Raw genomic sequence first — 25,001 nt, 5'->3', positions numbered from 1 at the left:
CCGGCATGGTGCGCAGAGCTGTGTTAGCGTTTAGCTACCCGGATAGTTTGCGCCAGGCGAGACGGTTTTTCTTCAGTGGTTTTCTGCGGAGCTGTCGCATAAGCCGTCTCTACGCAAACAAACGTTTTGTAGCCGTCATCAGGCATGTCGCCCATGCTGACGGACAGTGCCGGGCCCGGGTTCCAGCCCACGACGTTCAGATGATGGTGGTGGACGACGTCGATATTGCGATTCAACGCAGCATCATGAATCACGCTGCACGCTTCCGGGTTCAGATAAACACGATCGGTCCTGTCCGGGAAGGTCTGGATACCATCAGCCAGCACATCTTCTTTAGCATCATTCACTTTATCGATCAGTCGATCGCCAAGACCACTGACTTTCACTGCCGCAATGTCACCCACGTTGAAATAGGTATGCAGCGCAGAGGTGGTTTCAAACTCACCGTGAGCTTCCAGTTCCATCTCACAGGTAGCGCCCACTTTGAAACGGGCCAACAGGCAGAATTCATGCGGCCATAGCTGACGCGTTTCAGCGTTGCTTTGCAGTTCAAACGTCAGCACCACGCTATTGTCGTCTTCGTTGTGTGCTTTTAGCGTCCATGGCAGGTTACGGGCAAAGCCATGAGAAGGCAGACCCTGCTGAGCCGCCGGACCAAACCACGGCCAGCATATTGGTACGCCGCCACGCAGCGCTACGCCGGTTTTAAACGGAGTGTTGTTACTTAACCACAGAACGTCCTCTTCGCCGTTTGGTTTCCAGGAAAGAAGGTGTGCGCCCTGCAGTGCGAAAGAAGCTTTAACCTGTGGGTGATCGACAACAAGAACCTCAAGCTCATCAAGCTGACGGCGGGAGAGGACAGGGGTAATTTGTTCAATGACCGGGAGAGCGAAAATTTTGTTAATCATGATGCAATCCTTTTTAACCCTAAATAATTCGAGTTGCAGGACGGCGGCAAGTGAACGAACCCCCGATGAGCTTACTGTAGTAAGTGATTCGGGTGAGAGAGCGTAGCCAACACACCTGCAATTTGAAGTATGACGGGTATCTTCGGGCAAAAAAAAGAGCGACCTGAGTCGCTCTTACAGATTACTGTTTCATCTCAACTTATTTGGAGATGTGAGCAATCAGGTCCAGAACTTTGTTGGAGTAACCAGTTTCGTTGTCGTACCAGGATACCAGTTTCACGAAGTTGTCGTTCAGTGCGATACCAGCTTTAGCATCGAACACGGAAGTGCAAACTTCACCGTTGAAATCGGTAGATACTACGTCGTCTTCGGTGTAACCCAGAACGCCTTTCATCGGGCCTTCGGAAGCAGCTTTGATTGCTTTCTTAATTTCTTCGTAAGAAGCAGCTTTTTCCAGACGAACGGTCAGGTCAACAACAGATACGTTCGGGGTAGGAACGCGGAACGCCATACCAGTCAGTTTGCCATTCAGTTCTGGCAGTACTTTACCTACAGCTTTAGCAGCACCGGTAGAGGACGGGATGATGTTCTGGGATGCGCCGCGGCCGCCGCGCCAGTCTTTGTGAGACGGGCCATCAACGGTTTTCTGAGTAGCGGTGGTTGCGTGAACAGTAGTCATCAGACCTTCGATGATGCCGAAGTTGTCGTTGATAACTTTAGCCAGCGGAGCCAGGCAGTTAGTGGTGCAGGAAGCGTTAGAAACGATGTCCTGACCTTCGTATTTGTCAAAGTTAGCGCCTTTAACAAACATCGGAGTGTTATCTTTGGACGGACCAGTCAGAACCACTTTTTTCGCGCCAGCAGTGATGTGCTTACGAGCGGTTTCGTCTGTCAGGAACAGGCCAGTAGCTTCAGCTACTACGTCAACACCAACTTCGTCCCATTTCAGGTTAGCCGGATCACGTTCAGCGGTAACACGGATTTTTTTACCGTTTACGATCAGATGACCGTCTTTCACTTCAACGGTACCGTTGAAACGGCCGTGAGTGGAGTCATATTTCAGCATGTAAGCCATGTAGTCAGCGTCTAACAGGTCGTTGATTGCAACGATCTCGATGTCAGAGCGTTCTTGAGCAGCACGGAAAACAATGCGACCGATACGGCCAAAACCGTTGATACCTACTTTGATAGTCATATATTCCACCAGCTATTTGTTAGTGAATAAAAGGTTGCCTGTAAAATTACAAAAACCTTACGCAGCGTCAAGCGGAATCGTGTCAATCATTGCGACAAATCAAACTGCTGCCTAAGCTTTGCGCAACTGACTCGCCTCACTCTTCCTTTGGGCTTGAAACCACATGGGGTCGGCGGCCCGAATTTTAAAGGGCAATCAAGATAAAAATGTGATTCTGATCACGAATTGCAGGCTGCCATTTCGCAAGTATCAAGTTTAGAACAAAAGTTCGTACTCCGGTGTTAATGTTTTGTTAGAATCTGTCTCGCGATGTGAGTTTAGATAAAGCGAGATGTGAGCAAATGGCTAATCAACCTTCTCCAGAAGAACTGAAAAATAATTTAACCGAAATGCAGTTCTACGTGACGCAGAATCACGGGACAGAACCGCCATTTACCGGGCGTTTGCTGCATAACAAACGTGACGGCATCTACCACTGTCTGATCTGCGACAAACCGCTATTTCGTTCCGAGACAAAATATGACTCAGGCTGCGGCTGGCCCAGCTTTTACGAGCCTGTCAGTGAAGAGGCTATCCGTTACATAAAAGATACGTCACACGGTATGCAGCGCATTGAAATCCGCTGCGGTAACTGCGATGCGCACCTGGGACACGTCTTCCCGGATGGCCCGAAACCTACCGGTGAACGTTACTGCGTTAACTCAGCGTCTTTGAACTTCACCGATGGTGAAAACGGTGAGCAAACCAAGGGCTGAAGAAACGATTCAGCAAATTATTCTGCGGAGAGTGGATTTAACATGAATCTTGATGAGATGATCAACAGCATGACGCCGGAAGTTTATCAGCGCTTATCTACTGCCGTTGAACTCGGAAAATGGCCGGATGGCGTGGCGCTAACGGCAGAACAAAAAGAGAACTGCTTGCAATTGGTCATGTTATGGCAGGCGCGAAACAATATTGACGCGCAGCATATGACAATTGATACCAACGGTGAGATGGTGATGAAGAGTAAGCAGCAGCTGAAAGTGGAATTTGGTATTTCACCCGAACCGATAGCGACGTTTAAATCTTGATTACCCAGGCCCGGCATATATAGGTGTCGGGCCCGCAGCTGAAGTTATTTCTTGTTCATCATCGCCTTCAGATCGGCGAACGGGTTATATTTCGCTTCGCCGACGTCTTTCTGCGCATCTTCGCCCGCCACTACGGTAGAACCATACTGATCCACTTCTGTGTATTTCGAGTGCTCATGATCGTGGCAGTACAGGCACAACATTTCCCAGTTGCTACCATCTTCCGGATTATTGGAGTGATCGTGATCGATATGGTGTACCGTCAACTCGCGCAAATTTGAATACGCGAATTCACGGGAACAACGTCCGCAGACCCAGGGAAAGAGTTTAAGCGCCTTTTCCCGGTAACCGACTTCCAGACGGGCGTAATTTTTAGGGATAAAAGCCATAAAGCTCATGCCTCCAGTAGAAAATGAAGAGCTGCGCCAAAAGCGGGCGCAGCAGAATGCGCTAATCATAACCTATTGTGTCAGGCGTTGGGATCAGTGTTTGATGCCTAACGAATCGGCTAACTGCTTCGCCAACTGATTTTGGTCATCCGCACCGTATTCCCAGAACATGGCGCCACCCAGCCCCTTACTCTTGATGTAGTCAGCCTTAATCGCTACCGAGCGCGGATTTTCATAGGAGAGAGCAAAGAGTGCTTTTCCATCCGCAGACTTTACCGATAACCACGGCACTTTCGCTTCATCATCCCAATGTTGGCTAAAGCGCTTTTGCGGATCGTTGATCAACTTCGCCACGATATCGTTGTACTTCACATAGGTATCTTTGCTCAGATCGACGCCCAGTGATTTGAACAACTCAATTTGCGCGGGTTCGAAATAGGGCTGGGTAACGGGGTTTTTCTGCGCGTCGGGTTTGCTCCAGTCAATGCCTGGCTCAACGGCGCGTTTTGGTACTCGTCCATAAAAACCAATGCCAAGGTTCATCTGACTCGCTTTTAGACCAGCGGCAAGATAGTTGTTAACGACAAAGTCGGCGCTGTACTTATCCGCCGTGGCGACCGTCGGCCAATGCGTCGAATCGTACAGGTTCGAGTTGAAATACTGGGTGCCGTAAGCCATGTCATAAGTCATCAGGTTGATGTAGTCGAGCGATGGCGCAATGGCTTTCACATCCACCCAGCTTTTCGGACTTTCCGCATTCGCGCCCACGGCGATGGTCAGTAGTTTTTTATGCCCTAATGCGGCACGCAGCTCAGTTAACAGTGCGGTAAAGTTAGCGCGGTCGCCCGGCTGACTTTCGACCAGTCCCCAGGCGCCATTGACCGGATATTCCCAGTCGAGATCGATGCCATCAAGACCATATTTCGCAATTATCTCCTGCGCAGACTGAATAAATACCGCACGTGTTTCTTTCGTTGCCGCCGCGCCAGAGAATCCACGTGCGCCCCAACCACCGACGGAAAGCAGAACTTTCAGGTTCGGGTTTTGTTTACGCAGTTGTGGAATTTTCAGCAAATCATCCTGCACTTTCTGTGAAAGCCAAATCTGATGCAACTTGCTGGCGTCTTTTAAGGCGTCATTGGTCTCGTCTTTTTCATTGTTGTAGACAAGGCCAAATGAATAGTTGAGGTGGGTTATCTGACGAACATCCAGTTTATTGATGTCGCCACCGGGGCCGGCAGTGACGTCGCCGCCACCATTAAAGTAGCCAACTGACATCAGTGAACTGGCGGAAACAACGCTGGCGCAGAGCAGGGATAATGCTGCCAACAAAGGCAATAGTTTCATCGGTGTTCCTCTTTGACATTTAAACAAGCAAACACGCCACGGAAATGGCGTGGCGAAAAAAACAGCACTCGTAGGTTAACAGTTTCATAACAGAAAAAATGCGAAGAGGTTCACGCCATTTTTAGCGAAGCGGCTGCCGTGTTCCATTGAGTTTCAGTTCATCTTTGCACTGATTTGTGATCTGAGTTGTGAAATGCAGATCTGTATCTGTGTTTTAAAGATTTAATGTTGACCTCAAAAATTATATGGATAAGTATGATGACCACTGATGCAAAACGAACACAAAGGAAAATTCAATGAAAGCACTGGCAAGATTTGGCAAGGCCTTTGGTGGCTACAAGATGATTGATGTTCCGGAGCCAGTATGCGGTCCGGATGACGTTGTGATTGAAATCAAGGCGGCTGCTATCTGTGGCGCGGACATGAAACACTACAATGTCGACAGTGGATCCGACCTTTTTAATTCGATTCGTGGTCATGAATTCGCTGGGCAAATTGTACAGGTTGGCGACAAGGTTAAGGACTGGAAGGTAGGGCAGCGAGTGGTGTCAGATAACAGCGGGCACGTTTGCGGCGTATGTCCTGCATGCGAACAAGGCGATTTTCTTTGTTGTACAGAAAAGGTGAATTTAGGTCTGGATAACAATACCTGGGGCGGTGGGTTCTCGAAATATTGTCTGGTCCCTGGGGAAATCCTCAAGATTCACCGTCACGCGCTGTGGGAAATCCCTGCTGGGGTCGATTATGAAGAAGCGGCTGTGCTGGATCCTATCTGCAATGCCTACAAATCTATCGCTCAGCAATCCAAATTTCTTCCGGGCCAGGACGTTGTGGTTTTCGGTACCGGCCCGTTAGGACTCTTTTCCGTACAAATGGCGCGCATTATGGGGGCTGTTAATATCGTGATGGTCGGTCTGGAAGACGATGTCGCGGTGCGTTTCCCCATTGCCAAAGAAATGGGGGCGACAGCGGTCGTCAACGGTTCGACCGAAGATGTGGTTGCACGTTGTCAGGAAATCTGCGGGAAAGACAATCTGGGACTGGTTATCGAATGTTCCGGTGCCAACATTGCCCTTAAACAATCAATTGAAATGCTGCGTCCCAACGGTGAAGTCGTCCGCGTGGGCATGGGCTTCAAGCCTCTCGAATTTTCCATTAACGACATCACTGCGTGGAATAAAAGCATCATTGGCCATATGGCTTACGATTCCACCTCCTGGCGCAATGCCATCCGTCTGCTGGCCAGCGGCGCGATCAAAGTCAAACCGATGATCACTCACCGTATTGGTCTGTCGCAATGGCGCGAAGGTTTTGACGCCATGGTCGATAAAACCGCGATTAAGGTCATCATGACCTATGACTTTGATGAATAACCCATTTATTAAAGGAAGGTTCCCGGATGGAACAGATAGCAAAACCGCACTGCGGCGCGAGGTTAGACAGGCTGCCTGACTGCCGCTGGCACATGTCGATGTTTGCAATGGTTGCCTTCGGATTACTGGTTTGTTGGAGTAATGCCGTTGGCGGATTAATTCTCGCGCAGTTAAAAGAACTCGGCTGGACCGATAATTCCACCACCGCCACGTTTTCTGCCATTACGACGGCAGGAATGTTTCTCGGCGCGCTCGGGGGGGGAATTATCGGTGACAAAACCGGGCGTAAAAACGCATTTATCTTGTATGAAGCGATTCATATTATTTCTATGATAGTTGGTGCGTTTTCACCCAACATGACCTTCCTGATCGCCTGTCGTTTTGTAATGGGAGTTGGATTAGGTGCATTGCTGGTGACCTTATTTGCCGGGTTTACCGAATATATGCCAGGCCGAAATCGTGGTACCTGGTCCAGTCGGGTATCGTTTATCGGTAACTGGTCTTATCCACTTTGTTCGCTGATTGCTATGGGGCTGACACCACTTATCAGCGCGGAATGGAACTGGCGTGTCCAGTTGTTGATTCCAGCTGTGCTGTCGCTTATAGCAACTGTTATTGCATGGCGCAGTTTCCCGGAGTCGCCTCGCTGGCTGGAATCTCGCGGACGCTACCAGGAAGCCGAACAGGTAATGCGGATAATTGAGGAGGGCGTTATTCGCCAGACCGGCAAGCCGCTGCCACCAGTCGTAATAGATGATGATGGCAAACAACCGCGTTCTGTTCCGTATTCCGCCTTATTAACAGGGGTGTTACTTAAACGGGTTATTTTGGGTTCCTTTGTTCTGATTGCCATGAACGTCGTGCAGTACACCTTAATTAACTGGCTACCGACAATATTTATGACTCAAGGTATTAATCTGAAAGACTCCATTGTTTTAAATACCATGAGTATGTTTGGCGCGCCGTTTGGGATTTTTATCGCCATGTTGGTAATGGATAAAATTCCGAGAAAAAGCATGGGGGTTGGCTTATTAGTGTTAATCGCTGTGTTGGGTTATATCTATTCACTGCAAACCAGCATGCTGTTAATAACATTAATTGGTTTCTTCCTGATTACATTTGTTTATATGTACGTCTGTTATGCCTCAGCGGTTTATGTTCCGGAAATATGGCCGACCGAGGCGAAACTTCGCGGGTCTGGGCTTGCCAACGCGGTAGGGCGTATCAGCGGTATCGCGGCACCTTATGCTGTCGCGGTATTGCTTAGCAGCTACGGTGTGACGGGAGTATTTGTACTACTTGGCGCTGTCTCAATTATTGTCGCGGTTGCTATTGCCACTATCGGAATCGAAACAAAAGGCGTCTCTGTCGAAAGTCTCGGTATTGATGCAATTACCAGCAAATAATATTGATGGGAAATAAGATGAAAAATTCAAAAGCAATCTTAAAAACACCGGGAACGATGAAAATTATCGACGCCGAAATTCCGGTGCCAAAAGAGCATGAAGTGCTGATTAAAGTGGAATACGTTGGAATTTGTGGATCAGATGTTCATGGTTTTGAATCGGGTCCTTTTATTCCGCCGAAAGATCCCAATCAGGAAATTGGTCTGGGGCATGAATGCGCTGGTACGGTGGTGGCGGTAGGAAACCGAGTGACAAAATTTAAATCCGGAGACCGGGTGAACATTGAGCCGGGCGTGCCGTGTGGTCACTGTCGCTACTGTCTTGAAGGGAAATACAACATCTGTCCGGACGTCGATTTCATGGCCACTCAGCCCAATTATCGCGGCGCGCTAACCCACTATCTGTGTCATCCGGAGAGCTTCACTTACAAGCTGCCCGATAACATGGACACGCTGGAAGGCGCGCTGGTGGAGCCTGCGGCGGTCGGTATGCATGCTGCAATGCTGGCGGACGTTAAGCCGGGCAAGAAAATCATCATTCTGGGGGCTGGCTGTATTGGTTTAATGACCCTGCAAGCTTGTAAATGTTTGGGCGCAACCGACATTGCGGTGGTTGATGTGCTGGAAAAACGCCTGGTGATGGCCGAGCAACTTGGGGCGTCGACCGTTATCAACGGTGCAAAAGAGGACACCATCGCCTGTTGCCAACAATTCTCTGGCGACATGGGGGCGGACATTGTTTTCGAAACCGCCGGCTCAGCCATCACCGTTAAACAGACTCCCTATCTGGTGATGCGCGGCGGGAAAATTATGATCGTGGGTACAGTACCTGGTGATTCAGCGATTAATTTCCTCAAAATTAACCGTGAAGTGTCGATTCAGACGGTTTTTCGTTATGCCAACCGCTACCCGGTAACGATTGAAGCCATCTCCTCTGGTCGTTTCGATGTGAAGTCGATGGTGACGCATATTTACGATTATGCAGATGTTCAGCGCGCGTTTGATGAATCCGTTAATAACAAGCGTGAAATTATCAAAGGCGTTATTAAAGTAAATCATTAATTTATTCAAAAGGGAGAAATAACCATGTTGGCAGATATTAAATATTGGGAAAATGATGCCCAAAATAAACATTATGCAATTGCCCACTTTAACGTGTGGAATGCAGAAATGCTAATGGGTGTGATGGATGCGGCGGAAGAATCTAAATCGCCGGTGATTATTTCCTTCGGCACTGGTTTTGTAGGTAATACCTCATTTGAAGATTTCTCGCACATGATGGTTTCAATGGCGAAAAAAGCCTCGGTTCCGGTTATTACGCACTGGGATCACGGACGCAGCATGGAAATTATCCATAACGCCTGGACCCATGGTATGAATTCGCTAATGCGTGATGCCTCTGCCTTTGATTTTGAAGAGAATATTCGTCTGACGAAAGAGGCTGTGGATTTTTTCCATCCGCTGGGTGTGCCGGTCGAAGCTGAACTGGGCCATGTGGGGAATGAAACGGTTTATGAAGAGGCGTTGGCGGGCTATCACTATACCGACCCAAGCCAGGCGGCGGAATTTGTCGAGCGTACCGGCTGTGATTCTCTGGCGGTGGCGATTGGCAACCAGCACGGGGTTTATACCTCTGAACCGAAACTTAATTTCGAGGTTGTTGAGCGCGTACGCCGGGCGGTTTCTGTTCCGCTGGTGCTACACGGTGCGTCAGGTATCAGCGATGCGGATATCAAAAAAGCCATTTCATTAGGCATCTCTAAAATCAACATTCATACTGAACTATGCCAGGCCGCCATGGCGGCTGTACAAGCGAATCAGAATCAGCCGTTTCTCCACGTTGAACGTGAAGTTCGTAAAGCAGTAAAAGAGCGAGCATTAGAAAAAATTAAATTGTTTGGCTCTGACGGTAAAGCGGAATGACAATATGGATAATATCGAGGTTATTTGTATAGGGGCGGCAATTGTTGATATTCCTTTGCAGCCAGTGAGCAAAAATATCTTTGATGTAGACTCTTATCCTTTAGAAAGAATAGCCATGACCACGGGCGGCGACGCTATTAATGAGGCGACCATTATTTCTCGCCTTGGCCATCGTACAGCGTTAATTAGTCGGGTGGGGGATGATGCGGCAGGTCATTTTATTATCGAACATTGTCGTCGGGAGAGTATCGATATTCAGAGTCTGAAACAGGATGCCGATGTTGATACCTCTATCAATGTGGGCTTAGTCACTGCTGATGGTGAGCGTACTTTTGTGACTAACCGCAACGGCAGCCTGTGGCAGTTGAATATAAACGATGTAGATTTTGACCGTTTCTCTCAGGCAAAACTGCTGTCGCTGGCAAGTATTTTTAATAGCCCATTATTGGATGGCGATGCGCTGACGGCAATTTTCACTCAGGCGAAAGCGCATCAGTTAATTATTTGTGCCGATATGATCAAGCCGCGGCTTAATGAAACACTGGAAGATATTCGCCAGGCGTTAAGCTACGTCGATTATCTGTTTCCCAATTTCGAGGAGGCAAAACTGCTCACCGGGAAAGAGACGCTGGATGATATTGCCGACAGTTTCCTGGACTGTGGCGTGAAAACAGTGGTGATTAAGACCGGCAAAAGAGGCTGCTTTATCAAACGTGCCGATCTGAAAATGGAGGTCCCGGCAGTTTCGGGAATTACCGCTATCGACACCATCGGTGCGGGAGATAATTTTGCCTCGGGATTTATCTCTGCACTGCTTGAAGGCAAGCCGCTGCGCGAGTGCGCGCTGTTTGCTAACGCAACGGCAGCGATATCGGTACTGAGCGTGGGCGCCACGACGGGCGTGAAGAACAGAAAGTTGGTTGAACAACTTCTTGACGAATACGAAGGGTAATAGCGGCAGATGAAAATGATTCCTTTAGGCAGTACGGATATTATGCTTTCCCGCATGGGATTAGGCACATGGGCTATTGGCGGCGGCCCCGCATGGAATGGCGATCTCGATCTGCAGATTTGTATCGATACCATTGTTGAGGCGCATCGCTGCGGTATCAATTTGATAGATACCGCGCCAGGCTACAACTTTGGCAACAGTGAAGTGATTGTCGGGCAGGCGCTGAAAAAGCTGCCGCGCAGTGAGGTAGTGGTTGAAACCAAATGCGGCATCGTCTGGGAGCGAACAGGTAGCCTGTTTAACAAAGTGGGCGATCGCCAGCTGTATAAAAACCTCACGCCTGAATCTATTCGCGAAGAGGTTGATGCCAGCCTGCAAAGATTGGGTATCGACAGCATTGATATCTATATGACCCATTGGCAGTCGGTCGAACCCTGTTTTACGCCGATAGCGGAAACTGTTGATACGCTGAACGCCCTGAAGAAAGAAGGCAAAATTCGATCTATAGGTGCCGCAAACGTGGATGCCGGGCATATCAAAGAGTATCTCAAACATGGTGAGCTGGATATCATCCAGGCCAAATACAGCATTCTTGATCGCGCACTGGAAACTGAACTGCTGCCGTTATGCCAGCAGAATGGCATTGTTGTGCAGGTTTATTCACCGCTCGAGCAGGGACTCCTGACCGGGACTATTGATCGGGATTATGTCCCTGGCGGTGCGCGGGCCAACAAAGTCTGGTTCCAACGGGACAATATGCTGAGGGTGATTGACATGCTTGAGCAATGGCGGCCGCTGTGCGAGAAATACCATTGTACAATCCCCGCGCTGGCTCTGGCGTGGATATTAAAGCAAAGTGATTTAATCACCTTACTGAGCGGCGCAACTGCGCCTGAGCAGGTTCGTGATAATGTTGAGGCGTTAACTATTCCTCTGTCAGATGATGATTCATTATTGATGAGACAAATGGCAGAAGCGTTGGATAGCAAATAAGCCTGATGGGACTGACCTCTGTTTCTGTGTAAAATAGCATTAAAATCTGTGATTCAGACATGTTCTTTTGAAAATAAACATAGCCTGTGAGATACTAGGGTCTTATTATTACTTTGCAGGAAACAGAGGTGTCATCGTGGCGGCAAAAGACAGGATTCAGGCCATTAAGCAAATGGTGGCTAACGATAAGAAAGTGGCGGTATCGAATTTAAGTTCAATCTTTCAGGTAACTGAGGAAACGATTCGCCGCGATCTTGAAAAACTGGAAGATGAAGGTTTTTTGACTCGAACATATGGCGGTGCAGTGCTCAATACCACCGCGTTGTCCGATAATATTCATTTTTATAAGCGAGCAAAATCTTTCTTTGAAGAGAAGCAGATCATTGCCCGTAATGCATTGCCGTTTATTAAAAATAAGACCACGATGGCTGCCGACTCCAGCAGTACTGCGATGGAATTATTAAAGCTGTTGAAGGAAAGAAACGATCTGACACTGCTTACCAACTCGGCTGAAGCTTTTCATGAATTGGCGCAGTCAGAAATTAACGTGGTTTCTACCGGCGGTGAATTGAACAAGAATACACTGTCGCTGCAGGGAAGGATCACCAAGGAGATTATCAGCCGCTATCATGTTGATATTATGGTGATGAGCTGCAAAGGACTGGATATGCAGAGCGGGGCGCTTGATTCTAACGAAGCGGAAGCGGAAATCAAAAAAACCATGATCCGTCAGGCGACTGAAGTGGCGCTGTTGGTTGATCACTCAAAATTTGATCGCAAAGCTTTCGTCCAGCTCGTTGACTTTAGCCATATTAATTATCTTATAACCAATAAGGCACCGGGTGCAGAGTGGATTGCATTTTGCCAAGAGAATAATATTCAACTCGTTTATTAATTGTAGCGTGAGTTGCGTCGATATTATTTTAGTTTGCACCTGGAAAATGCCATAAGAATCTAATGATGATGGATGGCGCGGCAAAATTGTTTCTGCCGCGATCGCCATACTTTCTATTTAGCTGAGTTTGAGGCATCCAGATGGAAAAATGTGACCCTATCGGCGCAAGATTAGATCGCTTACCTTTATCTCGATTTCATTTTCGTATTTTCGGCATTATTAGTTTTAGTTTATTAATAACCGGTTTTCTCAGCTACTCCGGGAATGTGGTATTGGCAAAATTAGTCAGTACCGGCTGGTCAAATAATTATCTGAATGCCGCGTTTACCTCAGCGTTGATGTTCGGCTACTTTATCGGTTCACTCGGCGGTGGCTTTATTGGTGATTACTTCGGACGACGCAAAGCGTTCCGTATCAATTTGCTAATCGTCGGGGCCTCAGCCTGTGCGGCAACGTTTGTGCCCAACATGTATTGGCTTATCTTTTTCCGCTGTCTGATGGGGGTTGGAATGGGGGCGCTAATTATGGTGGGCTATGCCTCATTTACGGAATTTATTCCGCCTGAGGTGCGCGGAAAATGGTCTGCCCGCCTGTCGTTTGTCGGCAACTGGGCGCCAATGCTATCGGCGGCAATTGGCGTCGTGATTATTGCCTTTATAAGCTGGCGGGTGATGTTTTTGCTTGGTGGTATGGCAATGCTGTTGGCCTGGTATCTGTCGGGAAAATACTATATTGAATCCCCGCGTTGGCTGGCTGGTAAAGGTCAAAGAAGTGAAGCTGAAAAACATCTTTTACAGGTGGAATCGCAAATTGAGAAAGAAAAAAACATCACTTTATCCTCCTGCCAGAATGGTTGCCTGACGGCGGACTTAAGCACGGAAAGTGGGTCATTTTGGCTCCTGTTCAAGGGGCCGATGTTGCGCTGTACGTTGGTGGCGATCACTGTGCTTATCGCGATGAATATTTCGCTCTATACCATTACGGTATGGATCCCGACGATATTTGTTAATTCAGGAATCGATGTAACGAAATCCATCTTTATGACCGCGATAATTATGATTGGCGCGCCGGTTGGAATATTTATTGCTGCGCTAATTATCGATCGCTTTCCACGGCGGTTATTTGGTTCATCCTTGTTGATTATTATCGCGCTGCTCGGGTATTTCTATTCGATTCAAACCGAAGAGTGGGCCATTCTGAGCTATGGGCTGGTGATGATCTTTTTTCTGTATATGTATGTTTGCTTTGCTTCTGCGGTGTATGTCCCTGAACTGTGGCCCACGCATCTTAGATTGCGGGGGTCGGGTTTTGTGAATGCAGTCGGAAGGATTGTCGCGGTGTTTACGCCTTATGGCGTTGCTATTTTGTTGACCCGTTACGGGTCGATTACGGTCTTTATCGTGCTAGGCGTAATGTTGGTGCTATGCGCGCTGATTCTTTTTTGTTTTGGCATCGAAACACGCAAAGTATCGCTGGAAGAGATTTCAGCGCTGGCCTGAGAAAATGCGCCGACAGGAGTGACCCTGTCGGCATCGCTTACGGCTGGGTTTCCAGCCAGTCATCAAGCGTATACAGCGTTGCGCCCGCCGCCGCCATTTCCATAAAAGCCTCTGCACTGTCCTGGGGGTGAATATTGACGCCACGACAGCCGTCGGTAATCACGCTGACGGTGTAACCAAGATCGAGCGCATCCAGTACGGTGAACTTAACGCAATAGTCGGTAGCCAGCCCCATGATAATAAGCTCGGCAATGCGGTGTTCGAGCAGCCAAGCGTTCAGCGCGGTTGCCTGACGACGGCCGTTATCAAAAAATGCACTGTAACTGTCGACCAGTAGATTCTCTCCCTTGGTGAAGGTTTGAGAAATCGCACGTTGGTTCAACAGCGGATGCAAAGCTGCCCCTTCGCTGTTTTGCACGCAATGATCGGGCCAGAACGTCTGCGCCAGGCCATCGAGTTGCCCCTGACTGTAGGGTTCGACCTGATGCTGACTGGCAAAGCTACCGTGATTCGCCGGGTGCCAGTCCAGACTGGCAACGACAGTGTCGCCGCGTACTGTGCACCAGTCAATCAGACGGTTGGCAATATCGATTGTGCTGTCGCCTTGCGGAACGGCGAGAGCGCCGCCGGCACAAAAGTCATTTTGTAAATCGACCAACAGTAAGGCTCGGGCCATGGGCATAGACTCCTTATTCGTCCGGGGTAAGCTCGCCGCGCAGATTTTGCGTCATTGCTTCACGAATGGTCTGCGTGTCCAGTCCTTGGCTCAGTAGATAGTGCAATTTGGTGAGCGTAGCCTCGACGGTCATATCCGCGCCGCCAATCACGCCAGCATGCGCCAGGGCATTCCCCGTCGCATAGCCACCCATATTTACCTTGCCGGACATACACTGGGTCAGATTCACCACCACAATGCCACGCGAACTCGCATCTTCAAGCTCTTTCAGAAATTCTTTGTTTTGTGGGGCATTGCCCACGCCGTAGGAGCGCAATATTAACGCTTTTACCGGTTGGCGCAGGAAGTTGCGCACCACATCAGCAGAGATGCCGGGATAAATGGTGACCACGCCAATTGGTTGTGGAGTAATAGGATGAACAATCAGTTCGCCTGTGCCGTGTGGGGCTGGTGGTGTACCCAGTCGACGGATATGGATCCCGGCTTCCAGCAGCGGTGCAAGGTTAGGGGAAGCAAAGGCGTCAAAACCATCGGCGTGCGCTTTAGTGGTACGGTTGCCGCGAAACAGTCGGTTGTTGAAAAACAGGGTCACTTCATTGATCGGGTAATTTGCCGCCACGTACAGCGCATTCAGCAGATTGATTTGCCCGTCTGAACGTAGCTCTGCCAGCGGGATTTGTGACCCTGTCACAATTACCGGTTTACCCAAATTCTCCAGCATGAAAGAGAGCGCTGAAGCCGTAAACGCCATGGTGTCAGTACCGTGCAGGATGACAAAACCGTCGTAATCGTCGTAGTGCGCTTTAATGTCTTCCGCAATATGCTGCCAGTCTTCAGGCGTCATGTCGGAGGAATCCATCAGCGGGACATATTCGTGGATGGTGAAGTCTGGCATCTCTGGGCGGTGGAATTCAGGCATCAACGCCAGCTGACGCTGGAGATGACCGGAAACAGGAATATAACCCTGTTCGGAGCGCTGCATACCAATGGTACCGCCGGTATAGGCAACGTAAATCGATTTCTTTTGCATGACTTATCTTCTGTCTCAAAGAAAACCCCTCTTCATCCTGAAGAGGGGTCAATAGTTAGCGAACGTTGGCGCAGGTCAGGCAAAACGCATATCGGTTTTGCGGATCGTTAAACGCGGCCAGCTTATCGCTTTCCGCTTTTACCGCGCTCGCCGCAGAAGCAAGCGGTGGCGGGAGCATGGCCTGAATGGCTTCGGGCAGCATGGCGCGAACGGAGCCTGACATGCTGTCCATCACCATATCGACGAATGTTGGTTCGTCCTGATAATACTCAATATGCCACTGTTTCAGTTTGGCAAGCTCAGCCGCTTTCGCGACGGCGTCGTCAAAATCACCGAGGCTGTCTACCAGTCCGTTGGCTTTCGCATCCTGACCGGTCCAGACGTGGCCCTGCGCGATTTTGTCAATCTGCTCAGGCGTTGTCTTACGCGCATCCGCAACCAGCGTGATAAAGCGCTTATAGCCGTTCTCAATGCTCAGTTGCATCATTTGCTGGACTTCAGACGGTAACGCTTTGGTGATGGAGATATCCGCCAGCGGGGATGTCGCCACGCCGTCGGTATGTACGCCAATAGAATCCAGACTGTTTTCGACGGTGTTGATCACACCAAAGATCCCGATTGACCCGGTCAAGGTGCTGGGGTTTGCCACAATGTAGCTGGCTGGCGTGGAGATCCAGTATCCACCAGAAGCCGCCATGCCGCCCATGGAAACGACAACCGGTTTACCCGCCGCTTTTACCGCAGCCAGTTCAGCACGAATGACTTCAGAGGCGCTGACGCTGCCGCCAGGGCTGTTCACACGCAGCACAATCGCTTTAACTTTCGGGTCGAGACGCGCTTCGCGGATCTGTGCGGCAGTGGTGTCGCCACCCACATTTCCCGGGGTTTCTTCACCGTCCATAATCGCGCCATTCGCGAAGATAACGCCAATGCTGTCTCCGGTATCCGCTGGCGTTTTCAGCGAATAATCGTAATAGCTGACTGCGCGATAGTTTTTATCCGCTTTGCTCCAGCCAAACTGTTTGGTCAGCATTTTTTCGACTTCAGCGCTGGAAGCGAGTGCATCCACCAGTTTGTTGTCGAGCGCGTATTTCGCGGTATCACCATCGACTTTCGTTAATCCGTCCAGCATCGCCTGCGCGCCAGGGAACACCTGCTGAGCAGGGATCTGGCGGTTGGCGGCGACCGTGTCGAGATAGTTCTGCCACAGCTCGCCGATCCAGCGGCTGTCCGCTTCACGCGCGGCAGGAGACATATCATCGCGGATAAACGGCTCTACGGCAGACTTATAGGTTCCGACACGGAACACGTGCGTGGAGACTTTCAGTTTGTCGAGCAGAGACTTGTAGTACAGACCGTTGGTGGCAAAGCCGTGCAGATCAACGGAACCCTGAGGAGAGAGGTAAATTTTGTTGGCAAAACTGGCGAGGTAATACTGTCCCTGGCTGAAGTTATCGCCCACGGCAAAGACCGGTTTCCCGCTGTCACGGAATTCCCGCAGCGCTTTGCCGATATACTGCATGGAGGGCTGGTCAGCCCCGGCAAAATTTTTCAGATCCATCACGATGCCGGTGATGTTGCGATCATCTTTTGCCTGACGAATGGTATTCACGATATCGAACAGGGAGTTTTCCTGCAGACGATCGGAACTGGCACCAAACAGCTGACGGCCAATCACGCTTAAACGACTGGTGCTTGAGGGTTTATCAACAATCACCCCCGAAATATCCAGCAGCAGCGCGCCTCGCTCAGCGTGTTCGCTGGTATTGCTGCTGCTGACCTGCATCCAGATGCCCACGCCAACCAGCACCAAAAAGATGAAGAACAGGTTAAGCACAAATTCACGGACGAAATTGAGTAATCGCCATGTCCATTTAAAAAATCCGGCAATAAATCGCCACAGGGTTCGCATGTATTCTCCCTACCGATTAACAACACGCCATCCCGAAATCCCGGAGAAAGGCGATAAGATGAGGCTATCGTAATGACCCGACAGGCACTTGTCAGCAGGAATCACCGCCTGTGCTGTAACAAAATCCGCTCACGTGTTAATTTTGTGAACAAATCTCATTGTTGGAGTTAAGCAAATGGATGCACTCGAATTACTTATGACCCGTCGTAGCGCCTCTCGTCTCGTCGATCCGGCCCCGGCTGGAGAGCAACTGCAAAATATTCTACGGGCGGGAATGCGCGCGCCGGACCACAAAACGCTGCAACCGTGGCAGTTCTTTGTTATTGAGGGCGAGGGACGTGAACGCTTTAGTGATGTGCTGGAAAAAGGCGCGATTGCCGCAGGCAGCGATGAGAAAGCCCAGGAAAAAGCGCGCAGCGCACCGTTTCGCGCGCCGCTGATTATTACCGTGGTGGCGAAATGTGAAGAAAACGACAAGGTTCCGTTATGGGAACAGGAAATGTCTGCCGGTTGTGCGGTGATGGCCATGCAGATGGCTGCAATTGCGCAGGGCTTCGGTGGTATCTGGCGCAGCGGCGCATTAACCGAAAGTGCGGTCGTTCGTGACGCGTTTGACTGTCGCCCGCAGGATAAAATCGTTGGTTTTCTCTATCTGGGCACACCACAGCTCAAAGCGTCCACGACGGTTAACCTTGCCGATCCGAGCGCATTCGTCCGTTATTTCTGATATCAACGGCAAAACTGTCTGGATTATGAGCAAAGACACCCGAATTCAGACAGTCACTCTTACCACATCATGGAATGAGCGCTACCATATCCGGATTGCAATGACAGGAGATGTCCATGAGCGAGCAAGCTATTCGTTTAACGCAATACAGCCACGGAGCCGGTTGCGGTTGTAAAATTTCCCCAAAAGTGCTGGAAACCATTCTGCACAGCGAGCAGGCGAAGTTTGTTGATCCGAACTTACTGGTGGGTAATGAAACCCGAGACGACGCGGCCGTATACGATCTGGGGAACGGCACCAGCGTTATCAGCACCACCGATTTCTTTATGCCGATTGTCGATAATCCGTTTGATTTTGGCCGCATCGCTGCGACTAACGCCATCAGCGATATTTTCGCAATGGGCGGCAAACCGATTATGGCAATTGCTATTCTGGGTTGGCCGCTTGATAAGCTGGCGCCGGAAATCGCCCGCGAAGTTACCGAAGGCGGACGCTTTGCCTGCCGTCAGGCGGGTATTGCGCTGGCGGGCGGCCACTCTATCGATGCCCCAGAACCTATCTTTGGCCTTGCGGTAACCGGCATTGTGCCGACCGAACGCGTGAAGAAAAACAGCACCGCCGAGGCCGGATGTAAGTTGTTCCTGACCAAGCCGCTGGGTATTGGCGTCCTGACTACCGCAGAGAAAAAATCGCTGCTGAAAGACGAACACAAAGGACTGGCGACGGAAGTGATGTGCCGGATGAACATTGCAGGGGCGGCATTCGCCGATATCGACGGCGTGAAAGCCATGACCGACGTTACCGGTTTTGGTCTGCTGGGACATCTGAGCGAGATGTGTCAGGGCGCGGGCGTTCAGGCGCAGATCGTCTACCAGGATATTCCTAAGCTTCCTGGCGTTGAAGAATACATCGCGCAGGGCGCGGTGCCGGGCGGAACCCAGCGTAACTTTGCCAGCTACGGACACCTGATGGGTGAAATGCCGCAGTCGGTACGCGATCTGCTCTGCGATCCGCAAACTTCTGGTGGTCTACTGCTGGCGGTAACGCCGGAAGCTGAAGCCGAAGTGAAAACGGCGGCAGCGCAGTTTGGCATCGACCTCACCGCGATTGGTGAGTTAGTGGAAGCTCGTGGCGGTCGCGCCATGGTTGAGATCCGTTAACTCGATGCGGTTGTTTATTGCCGAAAAACCGAGTCTGGCGCGCGCTATCGCCGATGTGCTGCCGAAGCCGCATCGCAAAGGTGACGGTTTTATTGAATGCGGAAACGGACAAGTGGTGACCTGGTGCATTGGTCACCTGCTTGAGCAGGCGCAGCCAGATGCCTACGACAGTCGCTATGCTCGCTGGAGTCTGGTCGATCTGCCGATTGTCCCGGAAAAGTGGCAACTGCAGCCGCGTCCCTCGGTGACCAAACAGCTCAATGTCATTAAGCGCTTTTTACATGAGGCCAGCGAAGTCATTCACGCAGGTGACCCCGACCGTGAAGGACAACTGCTGGTGGATGAGGTACTTGATTACCTGCAACTGGCCCCTGAAAAGCGCCAGCAGGTGCAACGCTGCCTGATTAACGACCTCAACCCGCAGGCCGTCGAGCGGGCTATTGAGCGCCTGCGCGCCAACAGTGAGTTCATTCCGCTGTGCGTGTCGGCACTGGCGCGGGCGCGGGCGGACTGGCTGTACGGTATCAATATGACGCGCGCTTACACCATTCTTGGGCGTAACGCGGGCTATCAGGGCGTACTTTCGGTCGGGCGCGTACAAACGCCGGTGCTCGGCCTGGTTGTGCGTCGCGATGAAGAGATTGAAAACTTCGTCGCCAAAGATTTCTTCGAGGTAAAAGCACATATCGTGACGCCTGCCGATGAGCGATTTACCGCTATCTGGCAACCGAGCGAAGCGTGTGAGCCGTATCAGGATGAAGAAGGGCGCTTGCTGAATCGTACCCTGGCTGAACACGTGGTAAACCGCATTAACGGCCAGCCGGCGATAGTCACCAGTTATAACGATAAACGGGAATCAGAATCTGCGCCGCTGCCGTTTTCGCTGTCGGCGTTGCAGATTGAAGCGGCGAAACGCTTTGGCTTAAGTGCGCAAAACGTTCTGGATATCTGCCAGAAGCTGTATGAAACCCATAAGCTGATTACCTATCCGCGTTCGGATAGCCGTTATCTGCCGGAAGAACACTTTGCCGGACGTCACGCGGTGTTGAACGCGATTAGCGTTCATGCCCCCGATTTGCTCCCGCAACCAGCGGTCAATCCTGATACGCGAAACCGCTGCTGGGACGATAAAAAAGTGGATGCGCACCACGCCATCATTCCTACCGCACGCAGTTCGTCCATCAACCTGAACGATAACGAAGCGAAAATTTACAACCTGATTGCCCGTCAGTATCTGATGCAGTTCTGTGCGGACGCGGTCTTCAGGAAGTGCGTTATTGAGTTGGATATCGCCAAAGGAAAGTTTGTCGCCAAAGCGCGTTTTCTGGCGGAGGCCGGATGGCGCACGCTGCTTGGCAACAAAGAGCGCGATGAAGATAACGACGGGACGCCGCTGCCGGTGGTGGCAAAAGACGATGAGCTGCTGTGCGAAAAAGGCGAAGTGGTTGAACGTCAGACCCAGCCCCCGCGGCACTTTACTGATGCCACGCTGCTGTCAGCGATGACCGGGATTGCGCGCTTTGTGCAGGATAAAGATCTGAAAAAGATCCTGCGTGCCACGGATGGATTAGGAACGGAAGCGACGCGCGCCGGGATTATCGAGCTGCTGTTTAAACGCGGATTCCTGGTAAAAAAAGGGCGTTATATCCATTCTACCGACGCGGGAAAAGCGCTGTTTCACTCGCTGCCCGAAATGGCGACGCGTCCGGACATGACCGCGCACTGGGAATCTATCCTGACCCAAATCAGTGAAAAGCAGTGTCGTTATCAGGACTTCATGCAGCCGTTGGTGGGAACGCTGTATCAGCTTATCGATCAGGCGCGCAGCACGCCGGTACGACGCTTCCGTGGCATTGCCGCTCCGGGCGGTAGTGGTGGCGATAAGAAAAAGAGCGCGCCGCGTAAACGTACGGCGAAAAAAAGCCCGCCATCCGAAGAGGCAGGCGTGTAAGTCTGTAGGCCTGATAAGCGTAGCGCCATCAGGCTTTGCCGGATGCGGCACTCGCGCCTTATCCGGCCTACGGATCTACAGAGACAATATTAAATCACACCCTGGCCCAACATCGCGTCGGCAACTTTCACGAATCCTGCGATGTTGGCGCCACGTACGTAGTTGGTTTGCTTGCTTTCGCCGCCATACTCGACGCAGGCATGGTGAATATCCAGCATGATGTGATGCAGACGCGCATCCACTTTCTCCGCCTTCCAGCCCAGACGAGCGGCGTTTTGCGCCATTTCCAGACCAGATGTCGCTACGCCACCGGCGTTGGCTGCTTTACCCGGTGCGAACAGGATGCCCGCTTCGAGGAACAGGTCGGTGGCTTCGATGGTGGTCGGCATGTTGGCCCCTTCGGCGACAGCTTTCACACCGTTGGCGATCAGCACGCGCGCCGCATCGACATCCAGTTCGTTCTGAGTGGCGCACGGCAGGGCGATATCAACCGGAACCGACCACGGCTGTTTGCCTTCCAGATAGGTCAGGCCAAACTCACGAGCGTAATCCGCCACGCGACCGTCACGGCTGTCTTTGATCGCGCACAGACGCGCCAGTTTTTCTTTGGTAAAGCCGCTTTCGTCAACCACGGTACCGCTGGAATCGGAAGCGGTAACGACGCGGGCGCCAAACTCCATAGCTTTTTCAATGGCGAATTGCGCCACGTTACCGGAACCAGAGACCGCTACGCGCATGCCTTCAAAGCCCAGACCATGGCGTTTCAGCATTGCTTCGGTGAAGTACACAAGGCCGTAGCCGGTGGCTTCCGGGCGAATCAGGCTGCCGCCAAAAGAGAGACCTTTACCGGTAAAGACGCAGGCGCTGTTGTTGGACAGTTTTTTCATCATCCCGGCCATAAAGCCGACTTCACGACCGCCCACCCCGATATCGCCCGCCGGAACGTCGGTATCGGGGCCTAAATGGCGGAACAGTTCGGTCATCAGCGCCTGGCAGAAGCGCATGATTTCGCCTTCGCTTTTTCCTTTCGGATCGAAATCGCTCCCGCCTTTACCACCGCCCATTGGTAACGTGGTGAGGGCGTTCTTAAACGTCTGCTCGAAGCCAAGGAATTTCAGGATCGACAGATTCACGGAAGGGTGAAAACGCATACCGCCTTTGTACGGGCCAATGGCGGAGCTGAACTGCACACGCCACGCGCGGTTAACCTGTACCTGATTGCGATCGTCCAGCCAGACTACGCGGAACTGGATCACGCGCTCCGGTTCAACCAGACGTTCCAGCAATGACATCTGACGATAACGTGGGTTTTGTTCGAGGAAGGGCCACAGTGTCGTCATTACCTCACGAACGGCTTGCGCGAACTCGGTCTGATTCGGGTCGCGCTTTTGCACATGGTTAAGGAATGACTCCAGAGAACATGTCTGATCCATAGATATAAGAACCTCTTATGTATTGATATGGTTATATTTTTGATTTTTGTGTTAAGTGTTTTGCAGTTTTTGACTATAACATCAGCAGTGTGACGGGACGCAAGAAAAAATTAACCCCGCTAAGTAAATTAATATTGCGCCGCGGGTCATAACCAAAAACGATGACGGAAGGGGCTAAAGTTTCTGCCGATTTATACCGTTATACTGAGCATAACTGTCAGTCAAAAAGGAAAGAATATGCGCCGTTTAATCGTGGCAGGAGCGTTGGCAATAATGTCCAGCGCGACGCTGGCAAATCAGCTTTATCGCCCGGACGTGCAGGTGAATGTGCCGCCGGAAGTGTTCAGTTCCAGCGGTCAGCGGGCGCAACCCTGTAGTCAGTGCTGTATTTATCAGGATCAAAACTACTCAGAAGGGGCGGTGATTAAGGCGGATGGCGTTCTGTTGCAGTGCCAGCGTGATGATAAAACGATCAGCACGAATCCGCTGGTCTGGCGGCGCGTAAAAGGATAAACGCTTCTAACAACGGGATATCGGCAGGCGCCAGCGGATAACGCAGCGCCTCTTCGGGTGAACACCAGACGATATCCTGATGCTCATACGCCTTCAGTTCTCCCTGATATGACGGCACATGCCAGGCATGTAAGTGAATCAGTCGGCCTGAAACCTCGCGTTGATGGCTGGCAATGTAGTGCCCAACGACCGCCTCGATGCCCAACTCTTCACGCAGTTCACGGACCAGCGCCTCGGGCTGACTTTCGCCAGACTCAACCTTACCGCCGGCAAACTCCCACATACCTGACTGATCCGCATGCTGCGGACGTTGAGCCAGTAAAATTTTGCCATCACGTTCTATGATAGCGGCGACCACGTCGAGGGTTTTCATTATATTCATCAAGATCTAACGGCAGAAAGTGACATACTATCGTTATCTTCGTTTTATCTAAAGTATTCAGGAGCAACCGTTGAACGATCCTCAGTCGTGGGTAAAACCGTTAACGCGTATCCCTTTCAGTTTAAAACCGCTCGTTGCGACGCAGAAAAAGCATTATGGCGATGTGCTGCATCCCACGCGCTGGTGGGGGCGGATGCCATTTCTGTTCTGGCTGGTAGCGCTGTTTGTTGGATTTCTGGAGCGTAAAAAGGCGCGCTTAACGCCGGTGATGCGCGCATTGCTAATGACCCGCGTATCTCAGGTGTGCCACTGCGCTTTCTGCGTTGATGCCAACAGTTTACGGCTGGCTGAACGCTGCGGCGCGCTGGATAAAGTCTTGCAGGTTGCCAACTGGCAAGAATCGACGCTGTTCAGTGCAGAAGAGCGCGTAGCGCTGGCCTATGCGGATGCGGTGACCGCAACGCCTCCACAGGTTGACGATGCGCTGAAAGCGCAGATGAAGCAGTATTTTACCGATACCGCCATCACTGAAATGACCGCGCTGATTGCGTTTCAAAATCTCTCGGCGCGTTTTAATGCCGCACTCGATATCCCCTCCCAGGGACTGTGCGACAGTTATAAAGGACGCCCGCATGCTTGACCGTCATCTTCACCCGCGATTAAAACCGCTTTTGCATCGCTGCGTGGGGGTCATTGATAAACCCGCGATTACTCCGGACGGACTTACGCTTGTCGGTTTTGCCATTGGTGTGCTGGCGTTGCCATTTCTGGCGCTAGGCTGGTATCTGGCGGCGCTGGTGGCCATTGTGCTCAATCGGCTGTTTGATGGGCTGGATGGGGCGCTGGCTCGGCGTAGAGGGCTTACCGATGCGGGAGGATTTCTCGATATCTCGCTTGATTTTCTGTTTTACGCTTTAGTGCCGTTTGGTTTTATTCTTGCCGCACCGGCGCAAAATGCGCTGGCAGGCGGCTGGCTGCTGTTCGCGTTTATTGGCACCGGCAGCAGCTTTCTCGCCTTCGCCGCGCTGGCGGCTAAGCATCAGATAGATAACCCTGGCTACGCGCATAAATCGTTTTATTATCTGGGTGGGCTGACCGAAGGAACCGAGACGATTTTGCTGTTTGTGGTGGGATGTCTGTTCCCGGAATATTTTGCCGTGCTGGCGTGGATCTTTGGCGCGCTGTGCTGGATGACGACGTTCACCCGGATCTGGAGCGGGTATCTGACGCTGAAAGCGGTTCAGCGTCAGGCGTAATGTATTGCG

At 51.1% G+C, this 25,001-nt stretch carries 25 protein-coding genes; 16 read left to right on the top strand and 9 right to left on the bottom strand.

Annotated features, from left to right (window positions below; all coding sequences use genetic code 11):
- Window positions 1-23: 23 nt before the first annotated feature.
- Both LA337_13300 and gapA read right to left on the bottom strand, forming a co-directional pair.
- Window positions 24-908: a D-hexose-6-phosphate mutarotase gene (locus tag LA337_13300; protein UBI14174.1), complete on the bottom strand. Its 885-nt coding sequence runs from the start codon at window positions 906-908 to the stop codon at window positions 24-26.
- A gap of 199 nt (window positions 909-1,107) precedes the next feature.
- A complete protein-coding gene (gene gapA / locus LA337_13295) occupies window positions 1,108-2,103 on the bottom strand; it encodes a glyceraldehyde-3-phosphate dehydrogenase (GenBank protein ID UBI14173.1) in 996 nt (331 codons plus the stop codon).
- A 341-nt stretch (window positions 2,104-2,444) separates the two neighbouring features.
- Between gapA and msrB the strand changes: the two genes are divergently transcribed.
- Both msrB and LA337_13285 read left to right on the top strand, forming a co-directional pair.
- Window positions 2,445-2,858, top strand: coding sequence for a peptide-methionine (R)-S-oxide reductase MsrB (msrB, locus tag LA337_13290; GenBank protein ID UBI14172.1), 414 nt, complete (start codon window positions 2,445-2,447; stop codon window positions 2,856-2,858).
- Between the two features lie 42 nt (window positions 2,859-2,900).
- A complete protein-coding gene (locus tag LA337_13285) occupies window positions 2,901-3,176 on the top strand; it encodes a YeaC family protein (protein ID UBI14171.1) in 276 nt (91 codons plus the stop codon).
- 44 nt (window positions 3,177-3,220) lie between these two features.
- Here LA337_13285 and yajD read toward each other — a convergent pair whose 3' ends face one another.
- Window positions 3,221-3,565, bottom strand: coding sequence for an HNH nuclease YajD (gene yajD, locus LA337_13280; protein ID UBI18466.1), 345 nt, complete (start codon window positions 3,563-3,565; stop codon window positions 3,221-3,223).
- 93 nt (window positions 3,566-3,658) lie between these two features.
- Window positions 3,659-4,912: a glycoside hydrolase family 18 protein gene (locus tag LA337_13275; protein ID UBI14170.1), complete on the bottom strand. Its 1,254-nt coding sequence runs from the start codon at window positions 4,910-4,912 to the stop codon at window positions 3,659-3,661.
- 296 nt (window positions 4,913-5,208) lie between these two features.
- Here LA337_13275 and LA337_13270 point away from each other — a divergent pair, with 296 nt between their 5' ends.
- The 8 genes from LA337_13270 (at window position 5,209) to LA337_13235 (ending at window position 13,952) form a co-directional block, all read left to right on the top strand.
- Entirely contained in the window at window positions 5,209-6,285 is a 1,077-nt protein-coding gene (locus tag LA337_13270) for a zinc-binding dehydrogenase (protein ID UBI14169.1), read from the top strand.
- Between the two features lie 26 nt (window positions 6,286-6,311).
- Window positions 6,312-7,691, top strand: coding sequence for an MFS transporter (locus tag LA337_13265; protein UBI14168.1), 1,380 nt, complete (start codon window positions 6,312-6,314; stop codon window positions 7,689-7,691).
- Window positions 7,692-7,708: 17 nt separating this feature from the next.
- On the top strand, window positions 7,709-8,752 hold the full coding sequence (locus LA337_13260) for an NAD(P)-dependent alcohol dehydrogenase (protein ID UBI14167.1): 1,044 nt from the start codon (window positions 7,709-7,711) through the stop codon (window positions 8,750-8,752).
- Window positions 8,753-8,776: 24 nt separating this feature from the next.
- On the top strand, window positions 8,777-9,613 hold the full coding sequence (locus LA337_13255) for a ketose-bisphosphate aldolase (protein UBI14166.1): 837 nt from the start codon (window positions 8,777-8,779) through the stop codon (window positions 9,611-9,613).
- A 4-nt stretch (window positions 9,614-9,617) separates the two neighbouring features.
- Complete coding sequence (locus LA337_13250) at window positions 9,618-10,565, top strand: sugar kinase (protein ID UBI14165.1); 948 nt, start codon at window positions 9,618-9,620, stop codon at window positions 10,563-10,565.
- Window positions 10,566-10,574: 9 nt separating this feature from the next.
- The gene (locus tag LA337_13245; GenBank protein UBI14164.1) at window positions 10,575-11,558 is read left to right on the top strand and encodes an aldo/keto reductase; all 984 of its coding nucleotides are present in this window, start codon (window positions 10,575-10,577) and stop codon (window positions 11,556-11,558) included.
- 136 nt (window positions 11,559-11,694) lie between these two features.
- A complete protein-coding gene (locus tag LA337_13240; GenBank protein UBI14163.1) occupies window positions 11,695-12,453 on the top strand; it encodes a DeoR/GlpR family DNA-binding transcription regulator in 759 nt (252 codons plus the stop codon).
- A 140-nt stretch (window positions 12,454-12,593) separates the two neighbouring features.
- Window positions 12,594-13,952, top strand: a complete 1,359-nt coding sequence (locus LA337_13235) for an MFS transporter (protein UBI14162.1) — start codon at window positions 12,594-12,596, stop codon at window positions 13,950-13,952.
- Between the two features lie 37 nt (window positions 13,953-13,989).
- Here the strand turns inward: LA337_13235 and pncA are convergent, their stop codons facing one another.
- The 3 genes from pncA to sppA are packed head-to-tail and all read right to left on the bottom strand — an operon-like array spanning window position 13,990 to window position 17,570.
- The gene (gene pncA / locus LA337_13230) at window positions 13,990-14,634 is read right to left on the bottom strand and encodes a bifunctional nicotinamidase/pyrazinamidase (protein UBI14161.1); all 645 of its coding nucleotides are present in this window, start codon (window positions 14,632-14,634) and stop codon (window positions 13,990-13,992) included.
- A gap of 7 nt (window positions 14,635-14,641) precedes the next feature.
- The gene (gene ansA, locus LA337_13225; protein ID UBI14160.1) at window positions 14,642-15,658 is read right to left on the bottom strand and encodes an asparaginase; all 1,017 of its coding nucleotides are present in this window, start codon (window positions 15,656-15,658) and stop codon (window positions 14,642-14,644) included.
- Window positions 15,659-15,713: 55 nt separating this feature from the next.
- Window positions 15,714-17,570, bottom strand: a complete 1,857-nt coding sequence (gene sppA, locus LA337_13220; GenBank protein UBI14159.1) for a signal peptide peptidase SppA — start codon at window positions 17,568-17,570, stop codon at window positions 15,714-15,716.
- A gap of 175 nt (window positions 17,571-17,745) precedes the next feature.
- Between sppA and LA337_13215 the strand changes: the two genes are divergently transcribed.
- The 3 genes from LA337_13215 to topB all read left to right on the top strand — a co-directional run bounded on the left by LA337_13215 (window position 17,746) and on the right by topB (window position 21,408).
- Window positions 17,746-18,297 (top strand): NAD(P)H nitroreductase, encoded by a 552-nt coding sequence (locus LA337_13215; GenBank protein ID UBI14158.1) that lies wholly within the window; start codon window positions 17,746-17,748, stop codon window positions 18,295-18,297.
- 116 nt (window positions 18,298-18,413) lie between these two features.
- A complete protein-coding gene (gene selD, locus LA337_13210; GenBank protein ID UBI14157.1) occupies window positions 18,414-19,457 on the top strand; it encodes a selenide, water dikinase SelD in 1,044 nt (347 codons plus the stop codon).
- 4 nt (window positions 19,458-19,461) lie between these two features.
- Window positions 19,462-21,408, top strand: coding sequence for a DNA topoisomerase III (topB, locus tag LA337_13205; GenBank protein ID UBI18465.1), 1,947 nt, complete (start codon window positions 19,462-19,464; stop codon window positions 21,406-21,408).
- 89 nt (window positions 21,409-21,497) lie between these two features.
- Here topB and gdhA read toward each other — a convergent pair whose 3' ends face one another.
- Window positions 21,498-22,841, bottom strand: a complete 1,344-nt coding sequence (gene gdhA / locus LA337_13200; GenBank protein UBI14156.1) for an NADP-specific glutamate dehydrogenase — start codon at window positions 22,839-22,841, stop codon at window positions 21,498-21,500.
- A gap of 237 nt (window positions 22,842-23,078) precedes the next feature.
- On the opposite strand from gdhA, the gene LA337_13195 reads away from it, so the two are divergent.
- Window positions 23,079-23,354: a YnjH family protein gene (locus LA337_13195; GenBank protein ID UBI14155.1), complete on the top strand. Its 276-nt coding sequence runs from the start codon at window positions 23,079-23,081 to the stop codon at window positions 23,352-23,354.
- Here the strand turns inward: LA337_13195 and LA337_13190 are convergent.
- Window positions 23,314-23,727, bottom strand: a complete 414-nt coding sequence (locus LA337_13190) for a pyrimidine (deoxy)nucleoside triphosphate diphosphatase (GenBank protein UBI14154.1) — start codon at window positions 23,725-23,727, stop codon at window positions 23,314-23,316. The genes LA337_13195 and LA337_13190 overlap by 41 nt on opposite strands.
- Before the next feature lie 79 nt (window positions 23,728-23,806).
- Between LA337_13190 and LA337_13185 the strand changes: the two genes are divergently transcribed.
- Together LA337_13185 and LA337_13180 are read left to right on the top strand one after the other, a co-directional pair.
- Window positions 23,807-24,376 carry a carboxymuconolactone decarboxylase family protein gene (locus LA337_13185; protein UBI14153.1) on the top strand — a complete coding sequence of 190 codons (570 nt, stop codon included), beginning with the start codon at window positions 23,807-23,809 and terminating at the stop codon, window positions 24,374-24,376.
- On the top strand, window positions 24,369-24,992 hold the full coding sequence (locus LA337_13180) for a CDP-alcohol phosphatidyltransferase family protein (protein ID UBI14152.1): 624 nt from the start codon (window positions 24,369-24,371) through the stop codon (window positions 24,990-24,992). The genes LA337_13185 and LA337_13180 overlap by 8 nt, the downstream gene beginning before the upstream one ends.
- Window positions 24,993-25,001: the final 9 nt, after the last annotated feature.

Origin of the sequence: Citrobacter europaeus, from assembly GCA_020099315.1 — a bacterium.
GTDB lineage: Bacteria > Pseudomonadota > Gammaproteobacteria > Enterobacterales > Enterobacteriaceae > Citrobacter > Citrobacter europaeus.
Note: the sequence above shows the minus strand (reverse complement) of the source record. Positions and strands in the feature narration are given on the sequence as shown.